The sequence below is a fragment of the Geodermatophilus sp. SYSU D00698 genome (assembly GCF_054050335.1).
This window is the reverse complement of record NZ_JBJGZD010000001.1, coordinates 34623-48190: the sequence shown is the minus strand read 5'-3', so window position 1 is coordinate 48190 and position 13568 is coordinate 34623. Positions and strand designations below refer to the sequence as shown.

Here is a 13568-nt window from a genome sequence, read left to right as displayed (position 1 = left end):
TCAGCGGCTCCCGTCGCGCACGCGCACCGCGTCCGGCGCCGGCCGCGGCTGGTCCAGGCGGTAGCCGCGCGCCGCCGGCTCGGTGCTCTCCCCGGGGTGGTGGCAGTCCGGGCCGGCGGGCCCGGCGCCGGCCAGCGGCCCGTCGTAGGTGAGCCGGCCGGAGTCGACGACGACCGCGCGCGCCAGGACGCCAGCGAGGGGGCCGGTCTCGTGGGTCACGACGACGAGTGTCGTCCCGGCGGCCGCGACGCGGGTCAGCACCGCGGCCAGCGCGGCCTGGCTGGCGGCGTCGACGCCGGCGGTCGGCTCGTCCATGACCAGCAGCTCCGGCTCGGCGGCCAGCGCCCGCGCCACCAGCACCCGGCGCTGCTGGCCCCCCGAGAGGGAGGCGACCGGGTCCTCGAGCCGGTCGGCGAGGCCCACGGCGTCGACCGCCTCGGCGACGGCCGCCCGGTCGCGCGGGCCGGGCCGGCGGAACAGTCCCAGCCGCGGCAGCCGCCCGACGCCGACCACCTCGCGCACGGTGGCCGGCATCGCGCCGCTGACGGTGTGCCGCTGCGGGACGTAGCCCACGCGTCCGCGCTCGCGCAGCCGGCCGACCGGGGCGCCGAGCACCTCGACCGTGCCGCCCAGGACGGTGGCCAGGCCCAGCACGCCCCGCATGAGGGTGGTCTTGCCCGAGCCGTTGGAGCCGAGGACCGCGACGGCCTCGCCGCGCCGGACGGTCAGGCCGGCGTCGCGGACGATGGCCACGTCGCCGTAGCCGATCGTGGCGCCGGCCAGCCGGAGCGCGGCGTCGTTCATGCGCAGCCCTGTCCCTCCTGCAGCGTGGCGAGGTCCGCGCGCATGACCGCGAGGTAGTCCTCGCCGGCCGACTCGTCGGTCAGGCCCTCGATCGGGTCGAGGACGGCGGTTCGCACACCGGCCTCCTCGGCGACGGTCTCGGCCACGGCGGGGTCGACGAGGGTCTCGGTGTAGACGGTCGTCACCCCGCGCTCCCGGACCAGCGTAGAGATCTCGGCCAGCTGCGCCGGGCTGGGCTCGGTCGACGGGCTCAGCCCGCTGACGCCCACCACGTCGAGGCCGTACCGCTCGCCGAGGTAGCCGAACGCGTCGTGCGCGGTGACCAGCGTGGTCACCGCGCAGTTCGCCAGCCCCTGCTCCATCTCGGCGTCGAGCGCCTCGAGGTCGGTGCGCAGCGCCGCGGCGTTTCCCCGGTAGGTGTCCGCGCCGTCGGGGTCGACCTCGGCCAGCCGGTCGGCCAGGGCGTCGCCGACGTCGGCCAGCCGGGTGGGGTCGAGCCAGAAGTGCGGGTCGACGGCCTCGCCCTCCTCGCCGGCGTGCTCGGCGTGCTCCTCCTCGCTCTCGCCCTCGTGGTCGTGCTCCTCGGCGGTCAGCGACAGGTCGGCGGCCTCGCCGGCGTCCCAGGCGGCGTCCCCGGCCTCGGCGACGGCGTCGTCGAGGCCGGGCTGGAAGCCGGCGAGGTAGACGACGAGGTCGGCCTCCGTCAGTGACGCGACGTCCTGCGGGGTGAGCTCCAGGTCGTGCGGCTCGGCGCCCGGCGGGGTCAGCGACTCGACGTCGACGCGGTCACCGCCGACCCGCTCGGCCGCCCACTGCAGTGGGTAGAAGGCGGCCTGGACCGAGACGCCGTCCGCGGCCGCGGCCTCGTCCTCCCCGGAGGAGCCGCACGCGGCCAGCAGCAGGACGGTGGCGGCGGCGGTGGTCGCGGCGAGGGCGCGCGTCGTCGTGCTCATGAGAACCATTCTCACACAGTGGCGGAGGTGCCCGGCCGGAGGGGGCGGCGCGTACCCTGCGGGGCGTGTCCGACGCCGCCGACCTGCCGCTGATCGGGGCCGCCGCGCTGCGTGCCCGCGCCGCGTCCCGCGTCCTGCGCACCCTCCCGACCGACGTCAAGGACGCCGCGCTCACCGCGATGGCCGAGGCGCTGGTCGAGCGGACCGACGCGGTGCTGGCCGCCAACGCCCAGGACGTCGCGGCCGCCGAGGCCGACGGCACGCCGGCGTCGGTGCTGGACCGGCTGCGGCTGGACGCCGGGCGGGTGGCCGGGGTGGCCGCCGCGCTGCGCGAGCTGGTCGCCCTGCCCGACCCGGTCGGTGACGTCGTCCGCGGCTCGCGGCTGCCCAACGGGCTGGAGCTGCGGCAGGTCCGGGTGCCCTTCGGCGTGGTCGGCATCGTCTACGAGGCCCGCCCGAACGTGACCGTCGACGCCGCCGGCCTGTGCCTCAAGAGCGGCAACGCGGCGCTCCTGCGCGGGTCGGCCTCGGCGTACCGGACCAACCTCGCGCTGGTCACCGTGCTCATGGAGGCCGGGCAGAAGGCCGGGCTGCCCGAGGGCTCGGTCGAGCTGCTGCCGGCCGACCGCGCCTCGGTGGGCGAGCTGCTGTCCGCGCGCGGGCACGTCGACCTGGTCATCCCGCGCGGCGGCGCCTCGCTCATCCAGCGGGTGGTCCGCGAGGCGCAGGTCCCGGTGATCGAGACCGGCGTCGGCAACTGCCACGTCTACGTCGACGCCTCCGCCGACCCGGCGATGGCCGAGGCGATCGTGCTCAACTCCAAGACCCACCGGGTGAGCGTCTGCAACTCCGCGGAGACGCTGCTCGTGCACCGCGACGTGCCGTTCCTCCCGCGCCTGCTGTCGGCGCTGGTCGACGCCGGCGTCACCCTGCACGGTGACCAGGCGACGATCGACGCCGCTGCGCAGTCCGGTCTCCAGGCCGTCGTCCCGGCCACCGACGAGGACTGGGCCACCGAGTACCTGTCGATGGACATGGCGGTGCGCGTCGTCGACGACCTGCCGGCCGCGCTCGGGCACATCGCGACGTGGGGGAGCGGGCACAGCGAGGCGATCGTCGCCGACTCCGCGTCGGCCATCGCGGCGTTCACCGCCGGGGTCGACGCCGCCGCCGTCCTGGTCAACGCCTCCACCCGGTTCACCGACGGCGGCGAGTTCGGCTTCGGCGCCGAGATCGGCATCTCCACCCAGAAGCTGCACGCGCGCGGGCCGCTGGGCCTGCCCGAGCTGACCAGCACCACCTACGTCGTCACCGGGAACGGCCACACCCGCTGATCCCGGCCTCCGATCCGAGGAGTCGCATGCCCCGCCCGCCGACGCAGTCGCCCCAGTTCTCCTCGGTGGCCGACGTGAGCAAGCGGTTGTCGACCGCCGGGTACCTGCCCGACGCGCAGATCGCGACGACGGTCTTCCTCGCCGACCGGCTGGGCAAGCCGCTGCTGGTCGAGGGCCCGGCGGGCACCGGCAAGACCGAGCTGGCCAAGGCGCTGGCGGCGGCCACGGGCTCGGAGCTGATCCGGCTGCAGTGCTACGAGGGCCTGGACGAGGCGCGGGCGCTGTACGAGTGGAACTACAAGAAGCAGCTGCTGCGGATCCAGGCGGCGCAGGGCGGGGACGGCGCGGACTGGGACACCGTCCACGACGACATCTTCGGCGAGGAGTTCCTGCTCTCCCGGCCGCTGCTGACCGCGATCCGGCGCACCGAGCCGACCGTCCTGCTCATCGACGAGACCGACAAGGCCGACGTCGAGGTCGAGGGCCTGCTGCTGGAGGTGCTCAGCGACTTCCAGGTGACGATCCCCGAGCTCGGCACGGTGACCGCCACCCGCCGGCCGACCGTCGTCCTCACCTCCAACGCCACCCGTGAGCTGTCCGAGGCGCTCAAGCGGCGCTGCCTGTACCTGTCGCTGGACTACCCCTCGGCCGAGCGGGAGCGGGAGATCGTGCTCTCCCGGGTGCCCGACCTCGCGCCGGGGCTGGCCGAGCAGCTGGTGCGCACCATCCGGGCGCTGCGGGCGATGGAGCTGAAGAAGTCGCCGTCGATCTCCGAGACCCTCGACTGGGCGCAGACCCTGCTCGAGCTGGGCCTGGACACCCTCGACGAGACCGCGGTGCGCTCGACGCTCGGCGTGGTGCTCAAGCACACCAGCGACCAGGACCGCGCCGCCGCCGAGCTGCGGCTCAACTGATGTCCGCGCCGTCGGCGCCCGCCGGGGGGCTGGCCGGTCACCTCGACGGCTTCGTGCGGGCGGTGCGGGAGGCCGGCATCCCGGTCGGGATCAGCCAGGCCGTCGACGCCGCGGAGATCCTCACCGTCGTCGACCTGCTCGACCGCGAGCAGCTGCGGCACGGGCTGGCGGCGGTGCTGCTGCAGCGCGCCTCGCAGCGCCCGGCCTACGACGTGCTGTTCGACCTGTGGTGGCCGCTGTCGGACCGGCCCGCTCCCGGCCCCGCCGGCGACGACGCGGACCCGGCCGACGGCGAGCCGCAGGCCCACGACGGCTCGACCCTGGACCTGCCCGACGGGCACGGCGACGGCGACGAGCGCGACCTCGCGCAGCGGATGCGCGAGCAGCTGGCCCGGCTGCTGCTCGAGGGCGACGACGAGGCGCTGCGCCGCTTCGCCCGCCAGGCGGTCGAGCAGCTCGGCCGGGCGCCGGCGTCGCCGTCGGGGCAGTCCTACTTCGGCTACCGGGTGATGCGGGCGCTGTCGCCGGACACCCTGGTCACGCAGCTGCTGGCCGGGCTGCTCGGCGACGGGGACCGCGGCGGCCTGGCCGAGCAGGTGGCCCGGCAGACCGTCCGCGAGCGGCTGGCCGCCTTCCGCACCGCCGTCGACGCCGAGGTGCGCCGCCGGGCCGCGGCCGACCGCGGGCGCGACCGGGTGGCGAAGAGCGCGGTGCGGCCGCTGGCCGAGCAGGTCGACTTCCTGCGCGCCCAGCAGTCCGACCTCGCCGAGCTGCGGCGGGCGGTGGCACCGCTGGCCCGCCGGCTCGCGGTGCGGCTGTCGGCGCGGCGGCGGATGGGCCGCCAGGGCCGGCTGGACTTCCGCAGGACCGTGCGCGCCTCCCTCGGCACCGGCGGGGTGCCGGTGGTCACCCACCACCGGCCGCGCAAGGTGCACAAGCCCGAGCTGGTCGTGCTCTGCGACGTCAGCGGCTCGGTGGCCGGGTTCAGCCACTTCACGCTGATGCTCACCCAGGCGCTGCGCGAGCACTTCTCCGGCGTCCGGGCGTTCGCCTTCGTCGACTCCACCGACGAGGTGACCCGGTTCTTCCGGCCCGGCGCCGACGTCGCCGGCGCCGTCGCGCGGATCGGCCGCGAGGCCGACGTCGTCGCCTTCGACGGGCACAGCGACTACGGCAACGCCCTGGAGGTGTTCGCCGACCGCTGGCCCACCGCCGTCGGGCCGAAGACCTCGCTGCTGGTGCTCGGCGACGGGCGGACCAACTACCGCCAGCCCGGCCTGCCGGTGCTCGCCGACCTGGTCCGCCGCGCCCGCTCGGCGCACTGGCTCAACCCCGAGCCGCGGCGGCTGTGGGGCAGCGGCGACTCCGCCGCCGACCGCTACGGCGAGGTCGTCGACATGGTCGAGTGCCGCAACGCCACCCAGCTGGCGGAGTTCGTCACCACGCTCTGACACCACCCGGTCCCGGCGACACGCCCGGGGGACCCGCTGCGAGACCGCGCGTAACCGGTGGCCGGCTGCGCCGTTGGTCAGCGCGGGCACCGAGACGCGACACGGTGCCCGGCCCGTGCTCCCGTCGTCGCGGTCGGGAGCGCGGGCGGCGCGACCGACGGCACGGGGGTGCCGGTCGCGACCGGGACGGTCCCGTCCCGACGGCCGGGTGCGGCGGCGCCCCGCGCCCGGCCGTCCGGGACCGGATCCGCCGGGTGCACCCGGGCCGCCGGTGCGGTGCCCGGCTAGGCTCGATCGGTGGCTGGTACCCGGATCGGCGTGATGGGTGGGACGTTCGACCCCGTCCACCACGGTCACCTGGTCGCCGCCAGCGAGGTGGCCGGGCTGTTCGGTCTCGACGAGGTGGTCTTCGTCCCCACCGGCCAGCCCTGGCAGAAGACCGAGCGCGAGGTCAGCCCCGCCGAGGACCGCTACCTCATGACCGTCATCGCCACCGCCTCCAACCCGCGGTTCTCCGTCAGCCGGGTCGACGTCGACCGCGAGGGCCCGACCTACACGATCGACACGCTCACCGACCTGCACGCCCAGCGTCCCGACGCCGAGCTGTTCTTCATCACCGGCGCCGACGCGCTGGCGCAGATCCTCAGCTGGCGCGACAGCGACCGGTTCCTCCGGCTGGCCCACTTCATCGGGGTCACCCGCCCCGGTTTCGCCCTCGCCGACGGGCACCTGCCCGAGGGCGCGGTCAGCCTGGTCGAGGTCCCGGCCCTGGCGATCAGCTCCACCGACTGCCGCGACCGCGTGGCCCGCGGCATGCCGGTCTGGTACCTCGTGCCCGACGGCGTGGTGCAGTACATCGAGAAGCGGGGCCTGTACCGCGCCGGCGGCCGGCGCTCGCCGGGCCCGCGCGGCGACCGGCCCACCCACGACCGCCCCCCGCCCGCCGCGCAGGCGGAGCCGGCCGACCCCGACCCCCCCGACCCACCGTCTGCCCACCTCCGGGAGGTGCCCCGATGACCGCCTCCGCCGAGGCCCGGGAGACCGCGCTGCTCGCCGCCCAGGCCGCCGCGGACAAGCTCGCCACCGACGTCTCGATCGTCGACGTCAGCGACCGCCTGGCCATCACCGACGCGTTCGTGCTCGCCGCGGCGCCCAACGAGCGCCAGGTGCAGGCGATCGTCGACGAGGTCGAGGAGCGGCTGCGCCGGCACGGCGTGAAGCCGGTCCGCCGCGAGGGCGTCGCCGAGGCCCGCTGGGTGCTGCTGGACTTCGTCGACGTCGTGGTGCACGTCCAGCACGCCGAGGAGCGCGCCTACTACGCCCTCGAGCGGCTGTGGAAGGACTGCCCGACCATCCCGTTCGTCGACCGCGCCGCCCCGCCCGCCACCGACGGTGCGCCCGCCGCGACCGGCACGCTGTCCACCGACGACGTCGACCCGGGCAGCTCCGACCCCGTCCCGCTGGCGCCCGACCCGACCGAGGACCTCCCCGAGGACGACCTCACCGACGACGAACTGGCCGACGAGGACGCCCTCGAGGGCGACCCGCTCCAGGAGGAGCCCCTCGGCGGCGCCGCCGACGGGGACGCGGGGACGACCGGCCGGTGACGGCTCCCGCCGCCCTCGACCTGCCGGTGCCCCGGCTGGTCGTCTGGCGGCACGGGCGGACCGAGTGGAACGCCACCGGGCGCTTCCAGGGCCAGATGGACCCGCCGCTGGACGCGGAGGGCCGCGCCCAGGCCGCCCGCACCGCGCCCCACCTGGTGGCGGCCGGGCTGGCGCCGGGGACGACCGTCGTGGTCGCCAGCGACCTGGTCCGCGCCGCCGACACCGCCGCCGCCCTGACCGGCCTGCTCGGCGTGCCGCTGCGGCTGGACGAGCGGCTGCGCGAGCACGGGCTGGGCTGCTGGGAGGGGCTCACCCGCGCCGAGGTCGCCGAGCGCCACCCCGAGCAGTACGCCGACTGGCTCGCGGGCCGGCCGGTGCAGGGCCGCGGCGGCGAGGAGGCCGCCGACGTCGCCCACCGCGCGCTGGCCGCCCTGCGCGACCTGCCGCCGGCCGAGGTGGCCGTCGTCGTCACCCACGGCGGGACCGCCGGCCGGCTCGTCGAGGCCCTGCTCGAGCTCGGCCCGCAGCACCGGCGGGTGTTCGGCCCGCTGGCCAACTGCGGCTGGAGCGAACTGGCCCGGCAGGGGGACCGGTGGCGGCTGATGCGGCACAACGCCGTCGTGGCCGCCCTGCCGGGCCGGGTCGAGGGACCGGCCGTCGGCGCCCCGGCGCCGGTCCCGGCCGACGCCGCGGCCACCCCGGAGGGCGCCGCGCCCCCGCCGGCCCAGGACGCCGACGCGGTCCTCTGAGGTCACCCGCCGGCCACCGACCGTCCGCCTGCGCGTCGGCCGCCGGTCGGCGTCGGGCTAGCCTCCCCTGGTGTCCGTCGCCGTGGTCACCGACTCCACGGCCTACCTGCCGCCCGACCTCGTCGCGCGGTACGGCATCGAGGTGGTCCCGCTCTACGTCGTCCTCGCCGGGCACTCCGGCCGGGAGGGCACCGAGATCACCCCGGAGGACGTCGCCCGGGCGCTGACCTCCCGCGGGCAGCAGGTCTCGACCTCGCGGCCGACCCCCGGCGACTTCGTCGCCGCCTACCGCCGCCGGCTCGCCGAGGGCGCGGACCGGGTGGTGTCGATCCACCTGTCCGCCGAGCTGTCGAGCACCTGGGACGCCGCCCGGCTGGCCGCCGCCCAGGTGGGGGAGCACCTCGTGACCGTCGTCGACTCGCGGTCGACGGCGATGGGCACCGGCTTTCCCGTCCTCGCCGCCGCCCGCGCCGCGGCCGACGGCGCCACCGCGGCCGAGGTCGCCGCCGTGGCCGCGCGGACCGCCGCGCGCACCCGCACGCTGTTCGTCGTCGACACCCTCGAGCACCTGCGCCGCGGCGGCCGCATCGGCTCGGCCGCCTCGCTGCTGGGCACCGCGCTGGCGGTCAAGCCGGTGCTGCACGTGGCCGAGGGGCGGGTCGTCCCGCTGGAGCGGGTGCGCACCTCCGGGCGCGCCCTCGCCCGGCTGGTGAAGCGTGCGGAGGAGGCCGCCGGCGGCCCGGGCGCCTCCCTCGCCGTCCACCACCTGGCCGCGCCCGAGCGCGCGCAGCGCCTGGCCGCCGAGCTGCAGCGCGCCGTGCCCGGCGTCCGGGAGCTGCACGTCAGCGAGCTGGGGGCGGCGGTCGGCGCGCACGTCGGGCCGGGCGCGGTCGGCGTCGTGGTGACCCCGGCGGAGGGGGACTGAGCGGAGGGCGGACACGGCGCGCAGCGTGCACCCGGCACCCGCCGAGCGGCCCGCGCCCGTCCACAGTCCGCACCGCCGTCCACAGTCCCCGCGGACCGGTCCTCCCGGGCGGGCGGTCTCCCTAGCGTCCGCCGCGTGCGCCTGACCTCCCGCCGCGACCCCGCCGCCGACGTCATCCGTGCCCGTCTCCGGGTGCTGCTCGACGAGGGCCGGCGCTCGGGCTGGCTGCCCGACGACGACCCGCTCGAGTCCCCGCCGCGCACCGGCGTCGCCCTCCTCCGCCGCCCGGAGCCCCGTGGGGACCGGGTCGACGACGACCGCGACGACGAGCCGGCGGGCGGGCGGCTGCCGGGCGGGCTCGGCCGGCACCGGGCGCCCGGGCGCGCGGTGCGGGTGGACCCCGGCCGCCGAGGCAGCGCGGCGCTGTGGCTCACCGGCCTGATGGCGGCGCTCCTGCTCGCCGGGTGGACCTGGCTGCAGCGGCCGGAGGTGGAACCGGCTCCCGAGCCGGCCCCGGCCGCCGACACGGAGCCCGCGCCCGCGGAGGCGGCCGGGGCCCGCACGACCGTCGTGGTCTCGGTCGTCGGCCTCGTCGTCACGCCCGGCCTGGTGACGCTGCCCGAGGGCGCCCGGGTCGCCGACGCGGTGGCCGCGGCCGGCGGCCTCCTGCCCGAGGCCGATCCCGCCTCGGTCAACCTGGCCGCGGTCGTCAGCGACGGGCAGCAGATCGCCGTCGGCGTCCCCGGCACGGCCGCCGCGCCGGCCGGCGGGGGAGCCGCCCCGGCCGGCCCGCTGGACCTCAACGCCGCCACGGTCGCCGACCTCGACGCCCTGCCCGGCATCGGCCCGGTGCTCGCCCAGCGCATCGTCGACCACCGCGGGCAGCACGGCCGGTTCACCAGCGTCGAACAGCTCGACGACGTCCCGGGCATCGGCCCCGCCGTCTACGGCGAGCTCGCCGACCTGGTCCGGGTGTGAGCGCCCGCCCCGACCGACGCTGGTCGTGGCTGGACCTGCGCCTGGTCCCGGCCGCCGCCGCGGTGTGGGCGGTCACCCTCGCCGCCGGCCTGCTGTCGCCCCCGGTCCTGCTCGTCCTGGCCGGCGCGGCCACGCTCGCGGCGCTGCTGCTCGTCCGGCGCCGGGGGCGGGCCGGCGTCCTCGCGCTGCTCGCCGTGCTCGCCGCCGTGGCCACCACCGCGACCGTCGCCGCCGTCCGCGGCGCCGCCCACGCCGCCTCCCCGCTCGCCGACGTCGCGGCCGGCCGCACGGTCGAGGTGGTCCTGGAGGTCGACGGCGACCCGCGGCGCGCCGCCGGTGCCGGCCCGCCCCGGCTGGTCCTCGACGTCACGGTCACCGCGGTGACCGACCGGGCGGCCACGGTGTCGCTGACCGCCGGGGCGGTGCTGTTCGCGCCGGCGCAGGACTGGACCGGCGTGCTGCCCGGGCAGGTGGTGCGCACCCGGGCGGCGGTGGCGACCGCGCCCGCCACCGACGGCGTCGTCGCCCGGCTGTCGGCCCGCGGCCCGCCGGAGCCGGTCGAGGGGCCGTCCCGGCTGCAGCGTGCCGCCGGTGCCGTCCGCGACGGGCTGGCCGCCTCCGCCCGGCGCGTGCTGCCCGCACCCGCGGACGGGCTGCTGCCCGGCCTGGTCGTCGGCGACACCCGGGGCCTGGACCCGGTGCTGGAGGAGGACTTCCGCCGCGCGGGCCTGTCCCACCTCACCGCGGTCTCCGGCGCCAACGTGGCGATCGTCCTCACCGGCGTGCTCGCGCCGCTGCGCCGGCGGGCGGTCGACCGCCGGGTGCAGGCGGTCGTGGCCCTCGCGGTCCTCGCCGGCTTCGTGGTGCTGGTCCGGCCCGACGCCAGCGTCCTCCGGGCGGCGGCCATGGGCGCGGTCACCCTCCTGGCGCTGGCCTCCGGCCGGGCGCGGGCCGCGGTCCCCGCGCTGGCCGCCTCGGTCGCGGTGCTGCTGCTGCTCGACCCGCGCCTGGCCCGCGACGCCGGCTTCGCCCTGTCGGTCGCGGCGACGGCGGCGATCGTGCTGCTGGCGCCCCGCTGGTCGCACCGGCTGCGGCGCCGCGGCTGGCCGCGCACCCCCGCCGACGCGGTGGCGGTCGCGGCGGCCGCCGGGCTGGCCACCGCGCCGCTGGTGGCGGGCCTGTCCGGGCTGGTCAGCCCGGTGTCGCTCCCGGCCAACGTGCTCGCCGCGCCCGCGGTGGCTCCGGCGACGGTGCTCGGCCTGCTGGCCGCCGTCGTGGGACCGGTCGTGCCGGTCGCCGGGGACGGCCTGGTGTGGCTGGCGGGCTGGCCGGTGCGGTGGCTGGTCGCCGTGGCGCGCACCGCGGCCGCTCTGCCCGACGGCGCGACCGGCTGGCCGGCCGGCACCGGCGGCGCGTTGCTGCTGACCGTCCTGCTGCTCGCCGCCGGGCTGGCGCTGTGGCGGTACCGGCGGCTGCGCCCGCTGGGGCTGGCCGCGCTGCTCGGGCTGGTGCTGCTCGGCTGGCCGCTGCGCCAGGTGGCCGACGGCTGGCCGCCGCCGGAGACCGTGCTGGTGGCCTGCGACGTCGGCCAGGGCGACGCGCTGGTCCTGCCGACCGGCCCGGGCGAGGCCGTGCTCGTCGACGCCGGCCCGGAGGTGGGCGCGGTCGACCGCTGCCTGGACCGGCTGGGCGTCGACCGGCTGCCGCTGGTGCTGCTGTCGCACCTCGACGCCGACCACGTCGGCGGGCTGGCCGGGGCGCTGGACGGGCGGGAGGTGGGCGCCGTCGCCACCGGCACGCTGTCCCCGGCCGACGACCGGGCCGGCGCCCTGGCCCGCGCCGCCGCCCGGGCGGGCGCGCGCCGCGAGGTCCTCGTCCCCGGCGACCACCGCGACGTCGGCGGCGCCCGGCTCGAGGTGCTGGCGCCGCCGCCGGAGATCGCGACCGCCGCGGCCGAGCCCAACGACCTCTCCCTGGTCGTGCGGGTCACCGTGCGCGGCGTGCGGGTGCTGCTCACCGGCGACCTGAGCGCGGCGGCCGAGGCGCGGGTCCTCGACCGGGGGGTGGACCTGCGCGCCGACGTGCTGAAGGTCCCGCACCACGGCAGTGCCGACGTCGACCCGGCCTTCCTCGCCGCGACCGGCGCCCGGGTGGCGCTGGTCAGCGTCGGCGCGGGGAACACCTACGGGCACCCGGCGCCGCGGCTGCTGTCGCTGCTGGCCCGGGACGGGGTGCGGGTGCACCGCACCGACCGGGAGGGCGACCTGGCCGTCGTCGGCTCGGTGGGGGAGTGGGGCGTCGCCGCCCGCGGCGCCCCGGGGGCGCAGGCCGGACCGGTGCACCCCGGCGACGACGGCGTGCCGGGAGGACCCGCGGTGCGGCCGGACCGTCGGCGGGCCGTGACACCATCGGAGCGTGGCAGCGGCACCCCCGGCACCGACCTCCCGCCTGCGGGCCGTCGTCGGCGAGGAGGAGCTGCTGCGCTCCCGCGCCGTCGCCGCCGTGCGCGCCGCCGTCCTCGAGCGCCACCCCGCCGCGGAGGTGCACGAGCTGGTCGCCGCGGGCCTGCCGGTCGGGCAGCTCGCCGACGTGCTGGCGCCGTCGCTGTTCGGCGAGCACCGCCTGGTCGTCGTCAGCGGGGTGCACGAGGCCGCGGGCGCCCTGGTCGACGCCCTGACCGGCTACTGCAAGGACCCCGACCCGGAGCTCACGCTGGTCGTCGTCCACCACGGCGGCAAGCGCAACGAGGCGCTGGTCAAGGCGTTCACCGCGGCCGGTGCGGCGCTCGACGAGTGCGCCAAGATCTCCTCGCCCGGCGACCGGGCGGCGTTCGTCCGCAACGAGGTGCGCGCGGCCGGCGGCCGGATCACCCCCGACGCGGTGGCCGCCCTGGTCGACGCCGTCGGCGCGGACCTGCGGGCGCTGTCGTCGGCGGCCACCCAGCTGGTCGCCGACTTCGGCGGGACCATCGACGCCGACGCCGTCGCCCGCTTCCACCGCGGGCAGGCCGAGGTCACCGGCTTCACCGTCGCCGAGAAGGTGCTGGTGGGGGACCGTCAGGGCTCGCTGGAGACGCTGCGCTGGGCGCTGGACCGCGGCGTGGCGCACGTGCTCATCGCCGACGCGATCGCCGACGGCATCCGGACCGCGGCCCGGGTCACCTCGCTGAACACCACCAACACCGGTGACCTCGCGCGGGCGCTCAAGCTGCCGCCGTGGAAGGTGAAGAAGGCCCAGACGCAGGCGCGCGGCTGGAGCATCGAGGGCCTGCAGCAGGCGATCGGGGTGGCCGCCGAGCTCAACGCCGACGTCAAGGGCGTCGCCGCGAGTGCCGACTACGCGCTCGAGCGGGCCATCCGCCGGATCGTCGACATCCGCGCCACCACCGGCCGCGGCCGGGTCCGCGCCGGCTACTGAGCGGCCGGCCCGCCCCGCACAGCGACGGGCCCCCGTCCTCCGGGGGGGAGGACGGGGGCCCGGGAGCGCTGGGACGCAGCTCAGAGGCTGGTCAGCTGCTTGGCCATGCCCGACTTGCGGTTGGCGGCCTGGTTCTTGTGGATGATGCCCTTGCTGGCGGCCTTGTCGAGGGCCTTGCTGGCCTTCTGCAGCGCCGTGGTCGCGGCCTCGGTGTCGCCGGCGGCGGCGGCCTCGCGGAAGCGGCGGACGGCCGTCTTCAGGGCGGACTTGACGGCGACGTTGCGCTGGCGCGCCTTCTCGTTCGTCTTGTTCCGCTTGATCTGGGACTTGATGTTCGCCACGCGTGAGCCTCGGTGTCTCGCAGGAGGGAAAGGGTCTGTCGGTGCGTCCGGACGGCATGCGTCAGCGGACCGGCCTGCCAGGTTACCAGCGTGCG

General features: G+C 77.8%; 12 protein-coding genes and 1 pseudogene. 10 read left to right on the top strand and 3 right to left on the bottom strand.

Going from position 1 to position 13568, the window contains the following annotated elements; translation table 11 throughout:
- Both ACI8AB_RS00245 and ACI8AB_RS00240 read right to left on the bottom strand, forming a co-directional pair.
- A complete protein-coding gene (locus ACI8AB_RS00245) occupies window positions 1–804 on the bottom strand; it encodes a metal ABC transporter ATP-binding protein (RefSeq protein ID WP_387985370.1) in 804 nt (267 codons plus the stop codon).
- On the bottom strand, window positions 801–1757 hold the full coding sequence (locus tag ACI8AB_RS00240) for a metal ABC transporter substrate-binding protein (RefSeq protein ID WP_456948487.1): 957 nt from the start codon (window positions 1755–1757) through the stop codon (window positions 801–803). The genes ACI8AB_RS00245 and ACI8AB_RS00240 overlap by 4 nt, the downstream gene beginning before the upstream one ends.
- A 65-nt stretch (window positions 1758–1822) precedes the next feature.
- Here ACI8AB_RS00240 and ACI8AB_RS00235 point away from each other — a divergent pair, with 65 nt between their 5' ends.
- From ACI8AB_RS00235 to holA, 10 genes and pseudogenes are all read left to right on the top strand, one after another.
- Entirely contained in the window at window positions 1823–3091 is a 1269-nt protein-coding gene (locus ACI8AB_RS00235) for a glutamate-5-semialdehyde dehydrogenase (RefSeq protein ID WP_456948486.1), read from the top strand.
- 26 nt (window positions 3092–3117) lie between these two features.
- A complete protein-coding gene (locus ACI8AB_RS00230; protein ID WP_456948485.1) occupies window positions 3118–4005 on the top strand; it encodes an AAA family ATPase in 888 nt (295 codons plus the stop codon).
- Window positions 4005–5456, top strand: coding sequence for a vWA domain-containing protein (locus ACI8AB_RS00225; RefSeq protein WP_456948484.1), 1452 nt, complete (start codon window positions 4005–4007; stop codon window positions 5454–5456). Before ACI8AB_RS00230 ends, ACI8AB_RS00225 begins: the two co-directional genes overlap by 1 nt.
- 297 nt (window positions 5457–5753) lie before the next feature.
- Window positions 5754–6473, top strand: coding sequence for a nicotinate-nucleotide adenylyltransferase (gene nadD, locus ACI8AB_RS00220; protein ID WP_456948483.1), 720 nt, complete (start codon window positions 5754–5756; stop codon window positions 6471–6473).
- Window positions 6470–7063 carry a ribosome silencing factor gene (rsfS, locus tag ACI8AB_RS00215; RefSeq protein WP_456948482.1) on the top strand — a complete coding sequence of 198 codons (594 nt, stop codon included), beginning with the start codon at window positions 6470–6472 and terminating at the stop codon, window positions 7061–7063. Before nadD ends, rsfS begins: the two co-directional genes overlap by 4 nt.
- Window positions 7060–7812 carry a histidine phosphatase family protein gene (locus ACI8AB_RS00210; protein ID WP_456948481.1) on the top strand — a complete coding sequence of 251 codons (753 nt, stop codon included), beginning with the start codon at window positions 7060–7062 and terminating at the stop codon, window positions 7810–7812. Before rsfS ends, ACI8AB_RS00210 begins: the two co-directional genes overlap by 4 nt.
- Before the next feature lie 70 nt (window positions 7813–7882).
- Window positions 7883–8737 carry a DegV family protein gene (locus ACI8AB_RS00205; RefSeq protein WP_456948480.1) on the top strand — a complete coding sequence of 285 codons (855 nt, stop codon included), beginning with the start codon at window positions 7883–7885 and terminating at the stop codon, window positions 8735–8737.
- Between the two features lie 135 nt (window positions 8738–8872).
- A complete protein-coding gene (locus tag ACI8AB_RS00200) occupies window positions 8873–9715 on the top strand; it encodes a ComEA family DNA-binding protein (protein ID WP_456948479.1) in 843 nt (280 codons plus the stop codon).
- Window positions 9712–11817: pseudogene (locus ACI8AB_RS00195) on the top strand (ComEC/Rec2 family competence protein); the annotation flags it as partial. The gene ACI8AB_RS00200 and the pseudogene ACI8AB_RS00195, both read left to right, overlap by 4 nt.
- A gap of 313 nt (window positions 11818–12130) precedes the next feature.
- On the top strand, window positions 12131–13132 hold the full coding sequence (gene holA / locus ACI8AB_RS00190) for a DNA polymerase III subunit delta (RefSeq protein ID WP_387985348.1): 1002 nt from the start codon (window positions 12131–12133) through the stop codon (window positions 13130–13132).
- An 80-nt stretch (window positions 13133–13212) separates the two neighbouring features.
- On the opposite strand, the gene rpsT is transcribed toward holA, so the two are convergent.
- Window positions 13213–13473 carry a 30S ribosomal protein S20 gene (rpsT, locus tag ACI8AB_RS00185; RefSeq protein WP_387985345.1) on the bottom strand — a complete coding sequence of 87 codons (261 nt, stop codon included), beginning with the start codon at window positions 13471–13473 and terminating at the stop codon, window positions 13213–13215.
- Between the last annotated feature and the right edge of the window lie 95 nt (window positions 13474–13568).

Coding starts and splice junctions, on each gene's coding strand:
- ACI8AB_RS00245 (WP_387985370.1), bottom strand. CDS start 804: ATGAACGACGCCGCGCTCCGGCTGGCCGGCGCCACGATCGGCTACGGC.
- ACI8AB_RS00240 (WP_456948487.1), bottom strand. CDS start 1,757: ATGAGCACGACGACGCGCGCCCTCGCCGCGACCACCGCCGCCGCCACC.
- ACI8AB_RS00230 (WP_456948485.1), top strand. CDS start 3,118: ATGCCCCGCCCGCCGACGCAGTCGCCCCAGTTCTCCTCGGTGGCCGAC.
- ACI8AB_RS00225 (WP_456948484.1), top strand. CDS start 4,005: ATGTCCGCGCCGTCGGCGCCCGCCGGGGGGCTGGCCGGTCACCTCGAC.
- rsfS (WP_456948482.1), top strand. CDS start 6,470: ATGACCGCCTCCGCCGAGGCCCGGGAGACCGCGCTGCTCGCCGCCCAG.